General features: G+C 53.7%; 29 protein-coding genes. 15 read left to right on the plus strand and 14 right to left on the minus strand.

The window, feature by feature from the left end:
- Positions 1–29: 29 nt before the first annotated feature.
- The 13 genes from V8N38_RS16850 to V8N38_RS16910 all read right to left on the minus strand — a co-directional run bounded on the left by V8N38_RS16850 (position 30) and on the right by V8N38_RS16910 (position 8699).
- Positions 30–386 carry an HNH endonuclease gene (locus tag V8N38_RS16850; RefSeq protein ID WP_046687488.1) on the minus strand — a complete coding sequence of 119 codons (357 nt, stop codon included), beginning with the start codon at positions 384–386 and terminating at the stop codon, positions 30–32.
- Between the two features lie 128 nt (positions 387–514).
- A complete protein-coding gene (locus V8N38_RS16855; protein ID WP_046687489.1) occupies positions 515–934 on the minus strand; it encodes a DUF2570 domain-containing protein in 420 nt (139 codons plus the stop codon).
- Positions 931–1557, minus strand: a complete 627-nt coding sequence (locus V8N38_RS16860) for a glycoside hydrolase family 19 protein (RefSeq protein WP_149506028.1) — start codon at positions 1555–1557, stop codon at positions 931–933. The genes V8N38_RS16855 and V8N38_RS16860 overlap by 4 nt, the downstream gene beginning before the upstream one ends.
- Before the next feature lie 4 nt (positions 1558–1561).
- Complete coding sequence (locus tag V8N38_RS16865; RefSeq protein WP_033655083.1) at positions 1562–1840, minus strand: phage holin family protein; 279 nt, start codon at positions 1838–1840, stop codon at positions 1562–1564.
- Positions 1830–2216 carry a putative holin gene (locus tag V8N38_RS16870; protein ID WP_033655082.1) on the minus strand — a complete coding sequence of 129 codons (387 nt, stop codon included), beginning with the start codon at positions 2214–2216 and terminating at the stop codon, positions 1830–1832. Before V8N38_RS16870 ends, V8N38_RS16865 begins: the two co-directional genes overlap by 11 nt.
- 73 nt (positions 2217–2289) lie before the next feature.
- Entirely contained in the window at positions 2290–3318 is a 1029-nt protein-coding gene (locus tag V8N38_RS16875) for a DNA-methyltransferase (protein ID WP_149506027.1), read from the minus strand.
- A gap of 292 nt (positions 3319–3610) precedes the next feature.
- Positions 3611–4282 (minus strand): hypothetical protein, encoded by a 672-nt coding sequence (locus V8N38_RS16880; protein ID WP_149506026.1) that lies wholly within the window; start codon positions 4280–4282, stop codon positions 3611–3613.
- Entirely contained in the window at positions 4279–4857 is a 579-nt protein-coding gene (locus V8N38_RS16885) for a recombination protein NinG (RefSeq protein ID WP_149506025.1), read from the minus strand. The genes V8N38_RS16880 and V8N38_RS16885 overlap by 4 nt, the downstream gene beginning before the upstream one ends.
- A complete protein-coding gene (locus tag V8N38_RS16890) occupies positions 4841–5827 on the minus strand; it encodes a toprim domain-containing protein (protein ID WP_033655077.1) in 987 nt (328 codons plus the stop codon). Before V8N38_RS16890 ends, V8N38_RS16885 begins: the two co-directional genes overlap by 17 nt.
- Positions 5824–7356 carry a DEAD/DEAH box helicase gene (locus V8N38_RS16895; RefSeq protein ID WP_149506024.1) on the minus strand — a complete coding sequence of 511 codons (1533 nt, stop codon included), beginning with the start codon at positions 7354–7356 and terminating at the stop codon, positions 5824–5826. The genes V8N38_RS16890 and V8N38_RS16895 overlap by 4 nt, the downstream gene beginning before the upstream one ends.
- 186 nt (positions 7357–7542) lie before the next feature.
- Complete coding sequence (locus V8N38_RS16900; RefSeq protein ID WP_149506004.1) at positions 7543–7842, minus strand: hypothetical protein; 300 nt, start codon at positions 7840–7842, stop codon at positions 7543–7545.
- 34 nt (positions 7843–7876) lie between these two features.
- A complete protein-coding gene (locus V8N38_RS16905; RefSeq protein ID WP_046687495.1) occupies positions 7877–8410 on the minus strand; it encodes a YmfL family putative regulatory protein in 534 nt (177 codons plus the stop codon).
- 58 nt (positions 8411–8468) lie between these two features.
- Entirely contained in the window at positions 8469–8699 is a 231-nt protein-coding gene (locus V8N38_RS16910; protein WP_072008241.1) for a helix-turn-helix transcriptional regulator, read from the minus strand.
- A gap of 104 nt (positions 8700–8803) precedes the next feature.
- Between V8N38_RS16910 and V8N38_RS16915 the strand changes: the two genes are divergently transcribed.
- Both V8N38_RS16915 and V8N38_RS16920 read left to right on the plus strand, forming a co-directional pair.
- Positions 8804–9469, plus strand: a complete 666-nt coding sequence (locus V8N38_RS16915) for a S24 family peptidase (protein WP_046687496.1) — start codon at positions 8804–8806, stop codon at positions 9467–9469.
- A gap of 402 nt (positions 9470–9871) precedes the next feature.
- Positions 9872–10027, plus strand: a complete 156-nt coding sequence (locus V8N38_RS16920) for a hypothetical protein (protein WP_166729840.1) — start codon at positions 9872–9874, stop codon at positions 10025–10027.
- Positions 10028–10124: 97 nt separating this feature from the next.
- Here V8N38_RS16920 and V8N38_RS16925 read toward each other — a convergent pair whose 3' ends face one another.
- Positions 10125–10394, minus strand: a complete 270-nt coding sequence (locus V8N38_RS16925) for a hypothetical protein (RefSeq protein ID WP_149506005.1) — start codon at positions 10392–10394, stop codon at positions 10125–10127.
- Positions 10395–10582: 188 nt separating this feature from the next.
- Here V8N38_RS16925 and V8N38_RS16930 point away from each other — a divergent pair, with 188 nt between their 5' ends.
- The 13 genes from V8N38_RS16930 to V8N38_RS16990 all read left to right on the plus strand — a co-directional run bounded on the left by V8N38_RS16930 (position 10583) and on the right by V8N38_RS16990 (position 16472).
- Positions 10583–10945: a hypothetical protein gene (locus V8N38_RS16930; RefSeq protein WP_049269881.1), complete on the plus strand. Its 363-nt coding sequence runs from the start codon at positions 10583–10585 to the stop codon at positions 10943–10945.
- Positions 10946–10981: 36 nt separating this feature from the next.
- The gene (locus tag V8N38_RS16935) at positions 10982–11791 is read left to right on the plus strand and encodes a DUF2303 family protein (RefSeq protein ID WP_149506006.1); all 810 of its coding nucleotides are present in this window, start codon (positions 10982–10984) and stop codon (positions 11789–11791) included.
- Between the two features lie 82 nt (positions 11792–11873).
- Positions 11874–12716: a ParB/RepB/Spo0J family partition protein gene (locus tag V8N38_RS16940; RefSeq protein ID WP_149506007.1), complete on the plus strand. Its 843-nt coding sequence runs from the start codon at positions 11874–11876 to the stop codon at positions 12714–12716.
- Entirely contained in the window at positions 12700–13020 is a 321-nt protein-coding gene (locus tag V8N38_RS16945; RefSeq protein WP_149506008.1) for a hypothetical protein, read from the plus strand. Before V8N38_RS16940 ends, V8N38_RS16945 begins: the two co-directional genes overlap by 17 nt.
- Complete coding sequence (locus tag V8N38_RS16950; RefSeq protein ID WP_149506009.1) at positions 13017–13667, plus strand: morphogenetic protein; 651 nt, start codon at positions 13017–13019, stop codon at positions 13665–13667. Before V8N38_RS16945 ends, V8N38_RS16950 begins: the two co-directional genes overlap by 4 nt.
- Positions 13654–13935 (plus strand): hypothetical protein, encoded by a 282-nt coding sequence (locus V8N38_RS16955; protein ID WP_149506010.1) that lies wholly within the window; start codon positions 13654–13656, stop codon positions 13933–13935. The genes V8N38_RS16950 and V8N38_RS16955 overlap by 14 nt, the downstream gene beginning before the upstream one ends.
- Positions 13928–14128 carry a hypothetical protein gene (locus V8N38_RS16960; RefSeq protein ID WP_149506011.1) on the plus strand — a complete coding sequence of 67 codons (201 nt, stop codon included), beginning with the start codon at positions 13928–13930 and terminating at the stop codon, positions 14126–14128. The genes V8N38_RS16955 and V8N38_RS16960 overlap by 8 nt, the downstream gene beginning before the upstream one ends.
- Positions 14125–14313: a hypothetical protein gene (locus tag V8N38_RS16965; RefSeq protein ID WP_149506012.1), complete on the plus strand. Its 189-nt coding sequence runs from the start codon at positions 14125–14127 to the stop codon at positions 14311–14313. Before V8N38_RS16960 ends, V8N38_RS16965 begins: the two co-directional genes overlap by 4 nt.
- Positions 14310–14645 carry a hypothetical protein gene (locus V8N38_RS16970; protein WP_149506013.1) on the plus strand — a complete coding sequence of 112 codons (336 nt, stop codon included), beginning with the start codon at positions 14310–14312 and terminating at the stop codon, positions 14643–14645. Before V8N38_RS16965 ends, V8N38_RS16970 begins: the two co-directional genes overlap by 4 nt.
- Positions 14635–15201 carry a hypothetical protein gene (locus V8N38_RS16975; RefSeq protein WP_149506014.1) on the plus strand — a complete coding sequence of 189 codons (567 nt, stop codon included), beginning with the start codon at positions 14635–14637 and terminating at the stop codon, positions 15199–15201. The genes V8N38_RS16970 and V8N38_RS16975 overlap by 11 nt, the downstream gene beginning before the upstream one ends.
- Positions 15198–15419, plus strand: coding sequence for a hypothetical protein (locus tag V8N38_RS16980; protein ID WP_149506015.1), 222 nt, complete (start codon positions 15198–15200; stop codon positions 15417–15419). The genes V8N38_RS16975 and V8N38_RS16980 overlap by 4 nt, the downstream gene beginning before the upstream one ends.
- Positions 15403–15909, plus strand: coding sequence for a hypothetical protein (locus V8N38_RS16985; protein ID WP_149506016.1), 507 nt, complete (start codon positions 15403–15405; stop codon positions 15907–15909). Before V8N38_RS16980 ends, V8N38_RS16985 begins: the two co-directional genes overlap by 17 nt.
- The gene (locus tag V8N38_RS16990) at positions 15909–16472 is read left to right on the plus strand and encodes a 3'-5' exonuclease (RefSeq protein ID WP_149506017.1); all 564 of its coding nucleotides are present in this window, start codon (positions 15909–15911) and stop codon (positions 16470–16472) included. The genes V8N38_RS16985 and V8N38_RS16990 overlap by 1 nt, the downstream gene beginning before the upstream one ends.
- Positions 16473–16475: the final 3 nt, after the last annotated feature.

Here is a 16475-nt window from a genome sequence, read left to right on the forward strand (position 1 = left end):
ATGAAAGGTTGTAGAGATTTTACCTCCCCCTACCGCCCTGAGAGGCGCTCACGCGCCGTCTTTGCCTCATGACATGGGGTGCATAGGCTTTGGAGGTTGTCGTCGCTATCGCGGCCACCGTGCGCTGTAGGCACTATGTGGTCAACGCATGTTGCTTCTGTTATGACGCCTCTTCTCAAACATTCTTGGCACAAGCCTTTATCACGCTTCAGAATGCGCAGCCGGAGATGCTCCCACTTGCTCCCATATCCGCGCTGATGCCTGCTCTGTCCGGGTTTGTAGTTGCGCCATCCTTCCCCTTGATGCTCGCTGCAATATCCGCTGCGATCTGTCGTGGTGTTTCGGCATCCGCGCTTGCGACATGCCTTAGGTGTTTTCGGTGGCATGCTATCTCCCGGCGCTCTGCGCCCACTTGATTAACGCCTCCATGCGTGAGGCGCATACCTTCATTTCGCCTTGCTTGGCGTGCAGCGCTGTCACTGCATCACCGAACGTTGTACCGGTGAACGGCGCGTCATCGCACTGTTGCAGCAGCACCGCTGGCGGCAGGACGTAAATCATCTGCGTGCTCTGCGGCTTTGGCCTGTCCGCGCAGGATGTTGAGAGCAGCACCAGGCAGAGGCTTGTTGCTACAGCCGCTCGCGTCCAGAGCCTCGCGCAACGCTTTGTTTTCTGCATCAGCCTTCCCTCTCAGTTTCCGCTCTTTTTCCAACTGCGCGGCGCTCGCTTGCCTGTCAGCGTCAGAAGCCTGTTTCATCGCCACCAGAGCCGCGTCTTTGGTGTCCAGCTTTTCTACCAGCGCGCCGTTGTCCCTTTTGGATTTATCCAGGTCATCGCGCAGAGAAAGCGTGTAGAGCACCAGCACAGCGGCCAGCAGCGCCACCAGCAGAGGCCACGCTTTGATGATTACATCCCACCACCAGCGCCAGCTCATAACAGCACCTTGCAAGCACGCTCGAAGCGTTCGCGTCTGTCTTGCAGGCCGTTTGTCCCGCCGTTAATGCGCCGCGTGGTCAACTCAACATCACCAACGTTGCGACCACAGTCGTTAACTTTCCAGTACCAGCCAGCTGAACGCATTCCGTTCAGGTCTTGTTCCAGCAGTTCTGGATGACCAACCAGGTCAAGCTTCAGCGCCGGGCCGCAAGCCATGTAGTTTTTCAGGCCGGTCGTTTGCATAGGCCCGCGTCCGCGATACTTCCAACCATCCCCGCTGGCGCTGTTACCCATTCGTCCGCCGTAGACCAGATTGGCAATAGCTTCCTGCTTGGCTGGCTGCTGAGCTGTACGCCCCAACATCCGGCACTGATAGTCAGTCAACCGCTTGGCTTTCGATTTAGGGCCGAATGTAGCGATCAGGCCATCAACGCTGTAGTTGAATGATTCGACCTTGGCCGTGAAGCCGTTCGACTCATGGCCGATTTGCGCGATAAACATCGCCTGCTCTAACGGCTTGTTGATGCCGAATTCTGCAAACGTTACGAGCAGATGCGGATACCAGCGCGCAGCTAACCCGGCGCTGATACCTGCCGCCCGTTGAAAGTCGTTTTGTGTCATAGGTCTATCTCAAGAAAGGTTTAGCCAGGTGCATGACATTGCCGCGTGCCGCCAGCACCGTGACGCAAAACGCGATATTGATGAATGTCTCCGACCAATCTGCGCAAACGTACTCACCGGTCAGGATGCGGATTGGTACGGACGCCGCCGCGATAATGAGGAAATAAGCCGCCCATGCGGCTAATGGCCGATGAGTGCCACCAGCCCTGCGAAATGTCATCAGACGCAACGCGATAGCCGTGCAGGCCACCGCATTCACAATCAAGATAATTTCACTGGCCATCACCACTACCTCCCCGCAGCCGCTTAAACCACTGCCCCGGATTTTCCGACTGCTTGCTGATGTACATGAAGATGCGAACCGCCACAGCAGCAGCAACTACAGCACCCAGCGGCCTTTCAGCGTGAATAGCATCCGGGGTCAGGTAGTTGATGGCGTCAGTGACGAACCCAGCCGCCAGCGTGCCAATCATGAACGATGCCAGGAACGACGCCAGACGATGCCAGATTGAAAGATCAGCTGCCGACAGGACATAAATCACAGCACCAGCGAAAGCACCGATGATTACGCCCGTATCTGCTCCCGCCACCAGCCCAGCAATAGTGATACCGCCAATCATGTAAGTCCCTGCGGCGGTACTGGTTACCGGTTCGGACATGAGTTATCTCCTGTGTTAGCTCAGCCGATGCCGGGCGTTAGATGCAAAAAGCCCCAGCAGATGCCGAGGCAGTTCAGTTTTCCGGGAATATCTCCCGTTGTGTTTGTTCGAACCGTTCAGACTCCATCTCTACACCAAGACCGATACGGCCCAGCTTGATAGCTGCCTTGATGGTTGAGCCAGAACCCATGAAGAAGTCGGCCACCACGTCACCGGGGCGGCTACTGGCGCTGATGATGTGCTCCATCATTTCGGCGGGCTTTTCACAGGGGTGCTTGCCAGGGTAGAAGGCAACCGGCGGATAGTGCCAAACGTCAGTGTAGGGAACCGCTGCCGTTACCGTGAAAGGGCGGCGGAGCGATCGGTATTCCTGGCACAATTCCAAATATTCGCGGTTCAGCGTCCGGTATTCTCGCACCAGCTCATGATGGGGCCGATTCAATCCACCAGCCTGCTGCCGCTCTTTTGCGATGCGGTCAAATAACGCCTGGAGCGCCTGATACTGCTTTTCGCTTGGCAACTGCCATTGGCTCTCAGAGAACCAGTGGCTGCACATCTGCGTTTTTGTTGCCGCGTTGATTTCCTTCGCTGACACGCCGAGGGATTGCCGGGCCGTTCTGAAATAATCGATCAGCGGTTTAAAGACGTTTTGCTTCAGTTCTCCACACTTCGCGGCGAAGCCGTCTACCTTCGGTTGTAGAGGCCCGGCATAGTGACCGGCGAAAATGATCCGCTCAGTCGATGGGAAGAAAGCCCGTAGCCCTTCTTTGTGCTGTCGCTTCCAAGCCCCCGAGGGTTTAGCCCACACGATATGGCTCAGCACGTCGAAACGTTGACGCACCAGCAGCTCAGTATCGGACGCCAACCGGCTACCGCAGAACATGTAAAGGCTACCGTTCGGTTTCAGCACCCGCCAGAATTCCACCAGCAACGCATCCAGCCAGGCGAGATACTCGGCCTCGTTCTTCCACTGGTTATCCCAATCGCAAGATTTAACCCGGAAATAAGGCGGGTCAGTCGCTATCAGGTCTACGGAGTTGTCCGGCAGGGTTTTGATAAACGCTGTTGTGTCAGCGTTGATAAGACGTGTTTCTGAAATCATAAGCGCCCTTAGTTGATACGCTCGTCCTGCTGTTCGCAGCACGGGCAAAGGTTCGCTTGTGACCATTGACATGAGCACCTGGCGGACGGGGTGTTACCTCACCCTATCCGCCGCCCACTTCACAAACATTAAGGCGAAGCCCCATTACCCCGCTGCCGACACACCCCCTCAGTTGGGACACCGGTTAATGTTGGATGAGGCTTCGCTTTAATTTTTCCATAAAAAAACCCGCTCAAGGCGGGTCATTTTGTTGCATCGCTTGATGGTACAGCTTCGCGAAAGCATACCTGTATTATGCAGTTTCTTTGGCTATTTTCAAGATATTTTTGCATTTTTCTTCATTTTCGATGCAGATAGCCGCACGAACGGCGACGAATACCGCAGAATTGAATATTTCAATGCACCAGCGCACCCGGTCATCCACCTGATCGCGTGTCAGCCAGGGAGCGTAATGATTTTGCATATAGCGCCCCAGCACCGAGACCGTATTGTTCCGGCCCGTGTAGAACAGCTTGCCGATGATGTAGACCGGGTTATCGTGAGTCATCGACGCCAACACCGCTTTTTCCATGAAGTCGCATTCCTCGCCAGCGTCAGCAGCCACCAGCATCGACTCAAGCGAGCGGTGCGGCCATAGAATTGTGGTCGCCTTCTTCAACTGCTCCTCACCGCGATACCCAAGTTTGCGCAGGTCGCCCAGCACCTTCACAATTCGCGCCGCGCTTTCGTCGTCCCACTGCTCAGGCATGATTTGCCCCCATACACCGCTGCCGCCGCTGCACTTCAACTTCCCGTCGGTGTTGCCGCCGTACATATCTCCCCAGGCGTTCAACAGCGAGGTGATCCACAATGTTTGCAGCCGGGTCAGGCGCTGGTACTTACCCAGGTATTTCTTGCGAGGAACACCGGCAACAGTCGCCCAGGCGTTGTGTTTGATTTCTCGTTTCTGTTTTGGGGTCATCATGCTGCCTTCTCCTGCTTCAATGCTTTGCGTTTGGCTTTATACGTGTCGCGGATGCGCTCATAGTCACTGCGGCCCAGCTTGCCGACTTTCGGCGGTGGCCCCATTAACCGGTCAAAACGTGCCTGCCCGATTTTTGCTATCAGGTTAGGGCGGTACTCGCTCAGGTTCGCGGATTTGAAGTTGTTGCAGACCGAGCACTGCTTGTGGCAGTTATCTTCATCAAAGCGCAGCTCCGGATGACTCCCGACGGTGCGGTAATGCCCTGCGTGATATTGGCCTGTGTGGTAGCGCCCACAGCTGATGCATGGCTCGTCGGCGTCGCGCTCGCGGATGTAGGCGTTAAATTCGGTCTGCGCCTGGTTGATGAAGTAGCGCAGCGGCTTAACTGACAGTTTGCGGATTTTCAGCTTGTCCTTACGTTCCCTTTCCTCAAGACGCTTACGCGCGTCACGCTGGTATGCGATAGCGCAGAGCGGGCCACAGACCTTTTGCAGGTACTTCACCGGCGTGAACGTTTCACCGCATTGGGCGCACTTTTTCGCCTTGTACTGCTTCGGCTTAGTTGGTTTTTTCATTGTTTTCCTCGCGGTGGAATACCCACTCGTAGACTTCTGAGCCGTTAAGCAGCAGATCGTTAAAGTCGCCGGATTTCGGCCAGCGCACTGAGACTTGTTGCAGATCGTTCTTTGCCAGCAGATTGGCGCGGGCGCACTCAAATGCCGCAGCGTGGCCGGATGCGTTCTTGTCTGCGTCGGCAAAGATGATCAGGCGTTGCACTCCACGCGGTACGCGGAACTTCTTCATGAAGGTGGTGTTCAGCGTCGCCCAGGTGTTGCATTGCGTGATTTGATGGCAGGACAGCGCGGTTTCGATTCCCTCAGCGATGCCCAGCGTGGTGGACGGCGGGAACATACGGATAGCGACCGAGCTGGCGTGCTCCAGATAGCTATCCTCTTGTAGCTTCATCATCTTTTTCGGCGCACCAGCTACCGTGGCTTTCTTGTCCCCGTCGAGCAGGGTGCGGTGCAGGTAGCACAGCTCGCCTTTATCGTCCGTTGCCAGCGCATAGATCGATTGGTATTCGCCACCCGCCGCGCGTTGCCGGTCGCAGTAGCGCACGTTGTCTTGTGGCAGACTGGTGATGCCGCGCAGCTTCAGGTAACGGTCTGCGCCGGTGCCTTTCAGGCTGGTCAGCGATGCAAACTTGCAGCTCACGCGCTGGCGTTGCGAGGCTATGCCAGATGAAGGGCCACCAGCTTGATAACCCTCTTCCGGCGAGTAGACGCGGCCAATCAGCTTATCGACCTCTGCCGCCAGCGTTTTAAAGTCCTTGCCGGTTGCCCCGGTCAGCAGCGCCCAACCGTCACCCGCGCCGCATGCGCAGATGTAAGAACCGGTGCCGTTCTTGTCGTCGCAACGATATTTGCCCTTGCGGCCACACAGCGGGCATTCACCCTTAAAATGTTTTTTCCCAGTTACCGGGGGGAGGCCGTAAAACTCGAATATTTTCGGCCAATGGCCGATAGCTGCCTGTTTGGTATTCATGCGGCTTTCCCTTCGTTTTGCTTAGATTTTGCGTAGGCGATCTGCGTTGATTTGATGAAGTTGCTCACCACTGGTGTGATGGCCATCGGTGCGTGATACAGCCCTTGCGGCCATACCCCGAATTTTTTGCGGTAGACATGCGAGCACCAGCCGTCACTGACCGGTTTGCCCTGGGCGGCGCGCATGCGTTGGTAGTAGATGATTTGACTCCACCAGGCTTGTTTCACTTCTTTGGTGACAACCTCCTTGGCTTGCTTCACTTTTTTTAGGCTGCGTGACTTATCGGTTTCTACGTCCTCGCCAGCGATCGGCTTGAAGCCGCATTTCGGGCAGATGTAGACGCCCACCGGCTTAACGTAGTGGCATTGGGTGCATTCTTTCGGCAGGCGCTCAGGCTGGTCAGTTTTAACCACGCGCGCGGGCGTTTTCTCCATCCCGTCAGAACTGGCGGGCAGGTAGTCGTATTCGATATCGTCGGGATAGCCGAGCTTATGCACGGTGCCGGTGTGATCGAAGATGAGGCAGTGATCTTTACCAGGCGCAGGTCGCAGGCCACGGCCAAGAATCTGAATCCAACGCATTTCCGATTTGGTCGGACGCGCGAAGATGATGCAGCGGACATCGCTATCAAAACCGGCCACCAGCACGCCGACGTTGATGATGATCTTCGTGATGCCCTGCTCGAAGCGGCGGATCGTCATCTGGCGGTCTTCGTGTGGCGTCGCCGCCGTCATCACTTCAACGGTTACACCCGCTTTGCTAAATTCAACGGTCACGTAATTTGCGTGGGCCACGTTGACGCAAAAACAGATGGTCGGGCGATCTTCCCCGTTCTCCAGCCAGTTCTTAACGATGTCGCCTACTAGCGTGGGGTCGCTCATTACCTCTGCAGATTGCGTTTCGTTGTAGTCGCGGCCATAGCCCGCCTGCTCTGACGTCTTAACGTCGCTTAGGTCTGGGTGAGATGGGGCGTAAAATTCGTATTTGCTCAGGTCACCGATAGCGATCAGCTCTTTCATCGTCGTGGGCTTAATCAGCTTTTGGTAATAAGTACCAATCCACGCGGCGAACGGGCTACCAGACAGGCCGACAACCTTCACATCAGTATTGGTCATCAGGTATTCGATGAATTCCAGAATTTTTTTTCGCTTCAGGTGGGCTTCGTCGATGATCAGCAGATCGATGTTGTCGGGGAAGTCACGGCGGATCAGTGTATCGGCTGATGCGATTTGAATAAGGCGGCTCGGGTCATAGGCCGGATGGTCGCGCCAGATGTAGCCGATTTCCTCGGCTGGCAACCCGTACTCAATAAAACGCGTTGCGGTCTGGTCGAGCAGGACGGTATACGGGGCCACAAACATTATGCGCATGTTGCGGCTGATGAACCCGCTGGCGATCAGCGCCGCGATTGCGGTTTTGCCGAACCCGACCGGGGCGTACATCATGAACGAGGCGTACTGTTTCCACGCCGCGCGCAGCATGTTCAGTGCAACTATCTGTTTTTCGCGTGGCTGGATTGTAAGCGTCATCGTTATCTCCTCGTTTAATCGTCTAGCCGTCTAAATGTCCGTTTGGCGTTTTTAAACACTCGATCCCTTAAAGATCTTCTCTCTGGTAAAGCCCGTTCCTTCCCCCACACCCCAACCCGATCACCCCCCTTTCCCCCCTCTTACCCTTCCCCTCTCCCCCGTTTAAAAAAACACCGACTAAAAAATTCATGCCGCTACCCTGTTTTGCCCCACCAGCGGTGGCGCGGTTGTCATGCCCTGGCCTGCCCGCGAATACCGCTCGACGTACTGCCGCAGGCGCGTATTAGCCGCTTTGCGGCCTGCGTTCTCCTGCCGGTAAGAAACCTCCTCGGCGTCAAACGCTGTGCGGTAAGCCTCCTCGTAGGCGTGCGCAATCTTCCCGCGCTGCCCGTGCGGTAACTTACCGAGCTGGTCTTGAATCCATGCGGCATCCTCGCGGCAATACACCGCAGGCATGGCGGTTCGAACAAACGATGCAGGCTGCATACGCTTACCCTCCGGTTGTGAAATACAGCAGTCCCTACGGCATAGGAGCGCGCCACTTCGCTGTGTGGATTGGGGTGACCTCCGCCGGGCAGAACACGCTATAGAGCAACAGGATGTGCTCCTGGAACGTCGCGATCAGGCGGTAGGTATTGGCGTCCAGCGCTTTACGTTCGGCGGCGTCTATCTCGCCGTCTTCGGTAAATTTGCGGACAAGTTCGGAGTGTTTGCCGATGTACTCGATGGCTTCCATCAGCTTGCCGTTGATGTCGTCTCGATCAACGTCTTCAACTTCTGGCAGACGCACGTTCACGCTGCGCGATTGGCGGGATACAGCGTCGGCAAAGTGGGTATTGCCACCAGCCTGCTGTAAAACCATAAACCAGCCGATCGGGAAAATTTGGTTGCTGTTTGGGCGAAGACGGTTAAACAGCGCGTCTTCCGTAACCCCCAGCCACTGTGCAGCCTCAGCATAGCCACCAGGCAGACCAGTGATAATTTTGCGGGCGACACTGACCACCCATTCAGGCTGTTTTTCTGCCTGCCAGTCCGGCGCTTTTTGCTGTGACACAGTTGTACTCCTCGGGCTGTGGTTACTAAGCCTTGAAAATTGCGTAATACTTTCCCCATCAAATTGATGGGCTTGTTTCACGGTGGTTTGTTGGGGGAAAAACATCATCCAACCCAACAGGCTCGCCAAGCTTGTTAAAAATCGCCACGAAACTGCGGCAAGTTTGTATATCCATGCTCCGTCGACCGGCCTCGTAATGGCCTATTGCACCCGGCGTGCATCCAGCAAGTTGAGCCAGCTCTGACTGCGTAATTCCCAGGCGCTTGCGAATCACTTGTATGTTGTTCATGGTGCCTCCTATTTCGACGAAGTATACATATCGTATTTATTGATCGCAAGTGAAGTATACGAATTGTGTCTCGATAGTGGCTATACAAACCGTATAATTCAGGAATGAATATGAAATGGTATGAAGCAGCCAAGGCCAAAATGAAGGAATCGCGCATTGGCCAAGAGCAACTCGCAGAGCACCTTGGGGTTACCAAAGGTGCCGTCAGTCACTGGCTAAACGGCAGAAGGGAGCCAGGGATCGAAATCATCGCCAACATAATGAATTTTATTGGTTTGAAAGATTTTGTTGTTAACCCTGGCAATTCTCAGCCAGCTTCGCACCACACCGAAACCTCAAACGTTAAATTTGCTGGGCCTTATAAAAAAGGCAGGGAGTATCCGCTGATCAGTTGGGTTCAAGCGGGAGCTTGGGCTGAGGCAATGGAGCCGTATACCGTCGATGAGATCGATGAATGGTTCGAGTCTGATGCAAAAGTTTTCGGTAAGGCGTTCTGGCTACGTGTCGATGGCGACTCTATGACAGCGCCAACAGGGATCAGCATCCCTGAGGGGACATTAGTCCTAATTGATACGGGTCGTGAGGCAGTCAACGGTAGTCTTGTTATAGCCAAGATGGTTGACGCCAATGAAGCCACATTCAAAAAACTCATCATCGACGGCGGGCAAAAATACCTTAAAGGTCTAAACCCTGCATGGCCAATGAAAGAGATCAACGGCGACTGCAAGATTATCGGAGTTGCCATCCAAACCATGATGCGATTGGTTTAACCAAAGCCCGGCGCAATGCTGGGCTTTCTCTTAATTCCTGATTCCCTCCCTCAAAGAAACCCCTCTCCCTCACTCTAGGGCGAATTCTGCACAAATAATTTTTCAATAAAATCACTACGGTACGTATACTTCTGCATTTTATATATACATTTCGTATTGCAAGATAAAAATACAATTCGTATACTCGCCCCATCGACCCGAAACGCCACCAGCAAAACACCGCCGCAAACGTTACGGGAAAGGCAGGAAGCCAACAGGAACACGCTTCGGGTGAGCGACGCAATCACCTACAGACCCCGAGAGGGACCGACCTGTTACGTTCTTTAGGGAAGAAGTGGATTTACCCTGCCGCTGCCAGTGTGGGGCGGTAGGCATAAAACCACTACAGCAGAGGGTTACACGATGCAACTCGAACAAAACGCGAATTGGCAGACCAAAGCGCGCGGTGACAACGACAGCGAATATCAGATTTACCTTGCCTGCGCTGACGACGGTAAAGGCAATGAATTTATGACCGGAAAGCCGCTGAAAACCTATGACGAGTGGCTAGCCAGCTAACACCCACCGCGCCCTACGGGGCGCAATAGCAGGACTATCTATGCGCAAAATTGTTTTGACTAACCGCATTCGCCGCCGAGCACGCCGGGAATTGCGCTCACAGCGTCGCCGAGCATTCAAGGCTTATGGTAATTGCAATAAAGCCAGCCTGCTGAATAGCTACGCCCGCTGGTACTTCTGAAATAAATAGCCCCGGCTGCAGACGCCAATCTTTGCCGGGGCCTGACCAGTAGAACGGAGATTCAACATGATCAACCACAATGCTAACACAATCGTTGTAGACGGTATGCGCGTTGTCCCATCCGTGCAGGCAGTTCGCCTCACCTTCTTTGCCCGTCTGCGCAAAATCCTCTGCCAGAAAGGTCACCCGCTCTAAATCTCTGCTGTGTGTAGTCTTTGGCGGCCGCCGAGCTTCAACCAACCCAAAGGAGGATGAAGATAATGTTCGTAGGCGAGCCGCCCTTTTTCATAGAGAGAAGAATTCAGGCATCCATTTAACCGTGGAGGGCGTCACCCGGCCCGAGTTCTTCTCTGTATGTGACGAGGAGAAATAGTATGTCTGAAAGCAAATGCACTCCCTTTAGCCAGCAGCTGGCTTATATCAACAAAGGCACCTTAGACCAGGAGCTTACCGAAGCGCTGGCCGAGGTTATTAAAATGGTTCGCGAAACCGGCAAGAAAGGCGCTGTTACTTTGACGCTGAATTGCCAGATGTTGAACAGCCGCGACGAAAACACGATGAAAATCACCCCGAACGTCAAGAAATCCATTCCTGAACTGGATCGGGCTGACACCATTATGTTCTCAACCGCCGATGGCGATTTAATGCGTGATGATCCTTCTCAAGTGCAAATGGATTTGCGTGTTATTGACACCTCCCCATCTGTTGCGCCGATTAAGTTGACGCAAAACGGCTAACCAATAATTAAACCCACTTATCCAGAAGGAAATAAAATGGAAATCACCAACAATAACGAGTCTGTAAAACATATTGCCGAGTTGGCAGTAGCAAACAGCTTAATTAAAACCGATGTTCCTTATGCTGTTGTGCCTCGCGGCTATTCTTTGGAGTCGCTGAAAGACTTCATGGTTGATGAGCAGCAGGTAAAGCAGCACGTCGTCGTTATTTCGCCATCCTCTTTCATAGGGTATGTTTCTCGCTTCAAAGATGAGCGCAGTGTTATTTTTGCTGACACTGAAAATACCCGTTTCAGTGCGTTTATTGACTATCACCTGGACAGTAAAACGCCTTTCAAAAACACTCACTCTGTAACGTATGACTGCCCGCTTTCTGATGAATGGAAGGCATTCAGTAAATACGATGCGGAAAAAATGGATCAGGTAACGTTTGCAGAGTTCATCGAGCAGTATATTAAATGTATTGCCCCTGCATCTGACTCTAACCCAACCTCTGGCACTGCCCTTCTGGAAATGGTGCTGGCATTCCAGGAAACTCGTACGTCTGAGTTTAAAGCGGTTACCCGCTTGAACGACGGCACCTATCAGATGGCTTTCAGCAATGAAAAAACCGGCAGTGGCAACACGAAACTGCCTGAGAAGATTTCGCTGGCAATCTCACCGTTCCATAACGGCACCCCATATCAAATTGATGCCCGTATTCGCTACCGTCTACGCGAAGGTAAGCTGATTCTTTGGTATGAACTGATTGACCCGAAAAAAATCATTGAGCATGCCTACAACGAAATCATGGTCGACCTGCAAAACCAACTGCCGGACGTGCCTGTATTCGAAGGCCGTATTTAACCCTCAGTAATGTGCAGTCTTATGCGCCGCCGTGTGTGGCGCATAGTGAAGCATTTTCACCCCCTCAGAATGGAAGATAATTATGGCAACTTTAAGTCAGCGTTATTCTGCAAAAGAAAGCATCGGCTCGGATATCACTACTCGCAAAACGTTTCTGGTTCCACTCAGTGAAATTTATGCTGAAGACGGCTATAACGTACGCGAATTAAATCAGGCGCACGTTGAAGAGTTTAGGGATGCGTTTATTGCGGGGGAATATATACCACCGCTGGCAGTTGAAGTGACTGAGCAAGGCGTGAAGGTTATCGACGGTCACCACCGCTTCCACGGTGCGCTGTTGGCAAGTGAAGCCGGGCATGAGGTGGCGCGTCTTGAGTGTAAGGATTTTGTGGGTACTGAGGCCGATAAAATCGCCTTCATGGTCACCAGTTCGCAGGGTCTGGCACTTACCCCTATCGAACGTGGCGCGGCCTACCAACGGCTGGTAAATCAAGGGTGGACTAACGCGGAGATCGCAAAGAAAGTTAAGCGCTCCGAGTCCGATATCCTCCAGCACCTGCAATTGCAGGAATGCAGTCCGTATATCAAGAGCCTGGTGCGCTCAGGTTCCATTAACTATGCCCTAGCTATTCAAATTAACCGCGAGCATGGCGTATATGCCGACCGTGAAGCCGCGCGCTTAATGAAAAAGGCCAAAGAGTCCGGCAAGAAAAAAATCACTAAGAGCGTCGCCCAGCCACAATTCAACGCCACCCGCGCCCGCCGACTCTGTGAACTGCTCTACGATGCTGCACCAATGGTTCGTGAAGAAGGTGATGTTCTGCTGCTCCTTCCAGGAACCAGAGAAGAAATTAACACCATCCTCAACGAGTACCGGCAGCAGCATCCACAGGAAGCGGAGCACAACGATGAACAAGACGAATAACCCCACGGAGCTGCGCCAGCGGCTCGAAACCACTCTCGACTTCATCAGCCGTTCAGCCCTGGGACATGACACAGGACATTGCGTCCACTTCGCCAACAAAGCAGAGGCAGAGCTGCACTCCGTTATCGATGAGCTGGACGCAGCACTTGCAGCTATCGAAGCTCGGAGGATGGAGAAGTTTGCCGAGCACATGCTTACCCTGGCTAATGACCCAACTTACAGCACGGCAAGCCATCGTAATGATTTACGCGATGCTGGCGCCAAGGCGATGAATTACGCCGCCGAGCTGCGGGAGGCCAAATGAAAGAGCGCCCAGTGATTTTCAACTCAGAAATGGTTCGCGCCATTCTCGACGGTCGCAAGACCCAGACCCGGCGGGTTATGGCTGTGCAGCCAGAATCCAATCAGTTCGGCCTGCTGCGCATTAGCGACTCCACAAAACGCAGCGACATTGGCAAATACCATTGGGCAGAATCAAATGCGACCGGCACGCATCAACGTTCAGCGCTTTTCTCATGCCAATTCGGCCAGGTAGGCGATCGGCTGTGGGTGCGCGAGACGTTCATGGACTTAACCGGCACAGGCATTGAAGCCACTACCGGTAAATTTGAAGGGTTCGCATATCGCGCCGACACCCCGGCTGGAAGTTATGGCGATGAAGTCCGCAAAGAGTATGGGCTGAAGTGGACGCCTTCACTTCACATGCCACGTAAAGCCTGTCGCATCCTGCTGAAAATCACCGCCGTGCGCGTTGAGCGGCTGAACGATATCAGCGACGGTGACGCGATACGCGAGGGCTGCAGCGCCGCCGACATGAAGAGTGGCGATTGTGTAGCTAACGTATTTGCGCGTCTGTGGTCATCCATCTACGGAGTTGATAGCTGGAACGCTAATCCCTGGGTGTGGGTTATCGAGTTTCGTCGTGTGGAGGTGCGTGATGCCAGCAAATGAACTGAAGCAACAAGTCCAATACCCTGGCGACTTTGACAGCCTGGAAATCCGCAAGCTGTTAGATGGCCTTGTATCTGCGCATATCTCTGCCGCTATTGCCGGTGAAAAGATGAATGCCGCCGACCGCAATCGCGACCTGGCAACCATCAAGGAAAGCATCGTGAGTGCCGCACACCTGGTTCGCTCGATTATCGAAGAGCGAGAGGGTGTATGGCTGAACGGGATTAACACTGCCGATGATTTCATCAAGGATTCCCAGCATGGCTAAGCGCGATGACCTCTTTAAGGTTGGCGAAGTGTGGCAGTCCCCTCGCGGGACTCTCTACAAAGTAATGGCTGTTGATGGAAATCAGGCAACTCTTCGCCTCGGTTCGCTTGGCGATGGACGAATCGTGCGTCGCTGGGTTTATCAAAATTACGGATGGAAGTTGTGGGCCGAGGCCCAGGAGCAAGCACAATGAAAAACAATATCGTAATTACAGGTCGTGCAATCGTTGAATTTCGCCGCGTAATCAGCGGTCTCGATAACGCTGAAACAAGAGAAATTATCAACAACCACGATTTGGCAGCTCAACAGGTCGATCTTGAGCATTGCCATACTGTTTTGGAAATCAACGACATTGACATTGAGGTAAATCCGCAATGACTAGTCTGAGCGAACTGAGCAAACCAACAGCGTGCCGGAATAAGCACACGGGAAGAACTTTCAACGCGACCGAAAACACGGAGCCGCAGATTTACGAATCGCTCTACTCGCAAGAGTACGTCTCCGCCCTGCTGGCAGAGCTGGAAGCGAAGAATAAGTGCATAGCAGAGGCGGAGGTCAGAGGTGTAGAGAAACTGGCAGCCGCATTCAAATCATGGGCTAGTGACAAAACGTTCACAGATTTTGAAGCGCAGCGGCATTGGGCTACTGCGAGCCAAGAGGCTTTGTCTTTTGCTGGTGATCTGCGCAATGGGAGCTGTGATGATCGATAAATATCTACTCGAAGATCTGAGCCTGCGCCGTGATGAAAAAGGCGAGCTGGCACGGTGGGTTATTCAACTCCAGGCGGATGTAGACACAGAGCGGCGCAAGTCGGCATCGCTAGAAAGCGTCATTTACGCTCGCGATACGCGCATCGCCGAGCTGGAAGTCATCAGGACAGACGCCGCCCAGGTCTTCAAAGAAATCGGCTACGATCTGGGCTGCAATCCCGACAACGAGTCGATCATGATGGTTATCGATGACCTGAAGAAAGATAACACGTCCCTGAGATACCAACGCGCGGGATTGGCGCGCGAGGCGAACGAACTGGAAGCCCAGGCAAAGGTTTGGGAGTCGGCAGCGACAAAGCATCTGGAGCGAGCAGAAGAGGCAGAAAAGCGGCTGGCTACGCCGGTGCGGTTGCCGAAGCGCTGGGATGTATCAGGACAGGTCAATCCGCCTCGCATCGTAGAGGTGCAGTTTGAGCAGCAGAACAGAACACATGACCAGTGCGACGAAGCTATCCGCGCCGCTGGCTTCACCATTGAGGGGGATGAGCAGTCATGACCACAGCAAGCGAACTTATCAGCCGCGACCTTTTAGAGTGGGACAATCTGCAAAAGCGCTACTGGAATGCTTCTTCTCTGCCGCGCGCTGAGCGATTCAAGCATAACCCAAAGCGCAAACAGTACCGGCGAGACATGGTGTTAATCAGGATTTTGAAACTTAACATCGATGCTACACGTAACCGAATTGCACGGGGGATGCATGACACTAGCGACTGAGACGATCAAACAGTGGCGAAGCGATGCCGAAAATATCGCGCGACGGAGTTGCGTATACGAGACAGAATATTCCGCAGCCGAGGCTATATTGACGCTTACTTCCGAACTACTGGCTACCCGGGAGGCGCAGCCGGTGGGGTTCATTAGCGCGAAGCATGGCCCCGTGCTTTATGGTGAGCACATCGGATTACCTGCTGGCACGCATTTCTACACCGCCCCGCCAGCGCCAGCAGTTCCGGATGGCTATTGTGTCATGCCGCTGACTTTGACCGCAGCAAACGGCGCAAAAGGTGCACTGTCAGGTGAGTTTAAAGTTTCTCGGACGGTTAGATGCCATGAGTGTGGCGGTGAAGGCTGTGTTGACTGTGGCGATGCCGGAGAGTTTGAGGAAGAAATCATCATCCCTTGGGGAACGATTAAAGATATTTACCGCGCAGCTGTAACTACTTGCAGCACCGTAATGCAGGCAGTAGGAACGGAGAAAAATTAATGAACCACTTAATGCTTGACCTTGAAACGCTGGGTAAGAAGCCCAGCGCCCCTATCTTGACTATCGGCGCTGTGCTTTTTAACCCGCACAGCGGCGAACTTGGCGAGCAGTTCTACACCGCCGTAGACCTGCAAAGCGTTATGGCCGGTAAGGCAACACCTGACGCCGATACGATTATTTGGTGGATGAAGCAAAGCAGCGAAGCCCGCGCGGCAATCTGCGTTGACGGTGCGCCGTCGTTGCTGTCAGCGTTGTATGACCTGAATAAGTTTATCCGGGCCAATGTCGCCAATCCTCGTAGCCTGCGCGTATGGGGGAACGGCGCTGTATTCGATAACGTTATCCTGCGTGAGTCTTACCAGCGTGAATGCGTTCCGTTGCCATGGGAGTGGTACAACGACAGGGACGTGCGCACTATCGTTGAGCTTGGCCGCGTAGTTGGCTTTGATCCCAAGCGTGATATGCCGTTTGACGGCGAGCGCCACAACGCATTAGCCGATGCTATCCATCAGGCGAGGTATGTTTCCGCAATTTATCAGCGCCTTTTCCCAGCAGCAGAATAACCC

It is taken from the genome of Serratia nevei (assembly GCF_037948395.1).
GTDB lineage: Bacteria > Pseudomonadota > Gammaproteobacteria > Enterobacterales > Enterobacteriaceae > Serratia > Serratia nevei.

Bases quoted from the DNA above. Each gene is read 5' to 3' on its own strand.
- V8N38_RS16850 (WP_046687488.1), bottom strand. From the start codon at position 386: ATGCCACCGAAAACACCTAAGGCATGTCGCAAGCGCGGATGCCGAAAC.
- V8N38_RS16855 (WP_046687489.1), bottom strand. From the start codon at position 934: ATGAGCTGGCGCTGGTGGTGGGATGTAATCATCAAAGCGTGGCCTCTG.
- V8N38_RS16860 (WP_149506028.1), bottom strand. From the start codon at position 1,557: ATGACACAAAACGACTTTCAACGGGCGGCAGGTATCAGCGCCGGGTTA.
- V8N38_RS16865 (WP_033655083.1), bottom strand. From the start codon at position 1,840: ATGGCCAGTGAAATTATCTTGATTGTGAATGCGGTGGCCTGCACGGCT.
- V8N38_RS16870 (WP_033655082.1), bottom strand. From the start codon at position 2,216: ATGTCCGAACCGGTAACCAGTACCGCCGCAGGGACTTACATGATTGGC.
- V8N38_RS16875 (WP_149506027.1), bottom strand. From the start codon at position 3,318: ATGATTTCAGAAACACGTCTTATCAACGCTGACACAACAGCGTTTATC.
- V8N38_RS16880 (WP_149506026.1), bottom strand. From the start codon at position 4,282: ATGATGACCCCAAAACAGAAACGAGAAATCAAACACAACGCCTGGGCG.
- V8N38_RS16885 (WP_149506025.1), bottom strand. From the start codon at position 4,857: ATGAAAAAACCAACTAAGCCGAAGCAGTACAAGGCGAAAAAGTGCGCC.
- V8N38_RS16890 (WP_033655077.1), bottom strand. From the start codon at position 5,827: ATGAATACCAAACAGGCAGCTATCGGCCATTGGCCGAAAATATTCGAG.
- V8N38_RS16895 (WP_149506024.1), bottom strand. From the start codon at position 7,356: ATGACGCTTACAATCCAGCCACGCGAAAAACAGATAGTTGCACTGAAC.
- V8N38_RS16900 (WP_149506004.1), bottom strand. From the start codon at position 7,842: ATGCAGCCTGCATCGTTTGTTCGAACCGCCATGCCTGCGGTGTATTGC.
- V8N38_RS16910 (WP_072008241.1), bottom strand. From the start codon at position 8,699: ATGAACAACATACAAGTGATTCGCAAGCGCCTGGGAATTACGCAGTCA.
- V8N38_RS16915 (WP_046687496.1), top strand. From the start codon at position 8,804: ATGAATATGAAATGGTATGAAGCAGCCAAGGCCAAAATGAAGGAATCG.
- V8N38_RS16920 (WP_166729840.1), top strand. From the start codon at position 9,872: ATGCAACTCGAACAAAACGCGAATTGGCAGACCAAAGCGCGCGGTGAC.
- V8N38_RS16930 (WP_049269881.1), top strand. From the start codon at position 10,583: ATGTCTGAAAGCAAATGCACTCCCTTTAGCCAGCAGCTGGCTTATATC.
- V8N38_RS16935 (WP_149506006.1), top strand. From the start codon at position 10,982: ATGGAAATCACCAACAATAACGAGTCTGTAAAACATATTGCCGAGTTG.
- V8N38_RS16940 (WP_149506007.1), top strand. From the start codon at position 11,874: ATGGCAACTTTAAGTCAGCGTTATTCTGCAAAAGAAAGCATCGGCTCG.
- V8N38_RS16945 (WP_149506008.1), top strand. From the start codon at position 12,700: ATGAACAAGACGAATAACCCCACGGAGCTGCGCCAGCGGCTCGAAACC.
- V8N38_RS16950 (WP_149506009.1), top strand. From the start codon at position 13,017: ATGAAAGAGCGCCCAGTGATTTTCAACTCAGAAATGGTTCGCGCCATT.
- V8N38_RS16955 (WP_149506010.1), top strand. From the start codon at position 13,654: ATGCCAGCAAATGAACTGAAGCAACAAGTCCAATACCCTGGCGACTTT.
- V8N38_RS16960 (WP_149506011.1), top strand. From the start codon at position 13,928: ATGGCTAAGCGCGATGACCTCTTTAAGGTTGGCGAAGTGTGGCAGTCC.
- V8N38_RS16965 (WP_149506012.1), top strand. From the start codon at position 14,125: ATGAAAAACAATATCGTAATTACAGGTCGTGCAATCGTTGAATTTCGC.
- V8N38_RS16970 (WP_149506013.1), top strand. From the start codon at position 14,310: ATGACTAGTCTGAGCGAACTGAGCAAACCAACAGCGTGCCGGAATAAG.
- V8N38_RS16975 (WP_149506014.1), top strand. From the start codon at position 14,635: ATGATCGATAAATATCTACTCGAAGATCTGAGCCTGCGCCGTGATGAA.
- V8N38_RS16980 (WP_149506015.1), top strand. From the start codon at position 15,198: ATGACCACAGCAAGCGAACTTATCAGCCGCGACCTTTTAGAGTGGGAC.
- V8N38_RS16985 (WP_149506016.1), top strand. From the start codon at position 15,403: ATGACACTAGCGACTGAGACGATCAAACAGTGGCGAAGCGATGCCGAA.
- V8N38_RS16990 (WP_149506017.1), top strand. From the start codon at position 15,909: ATGAACCACTTAATGCTTGACCTTGAAACGCTGGGTAAGAAGCCCAGC.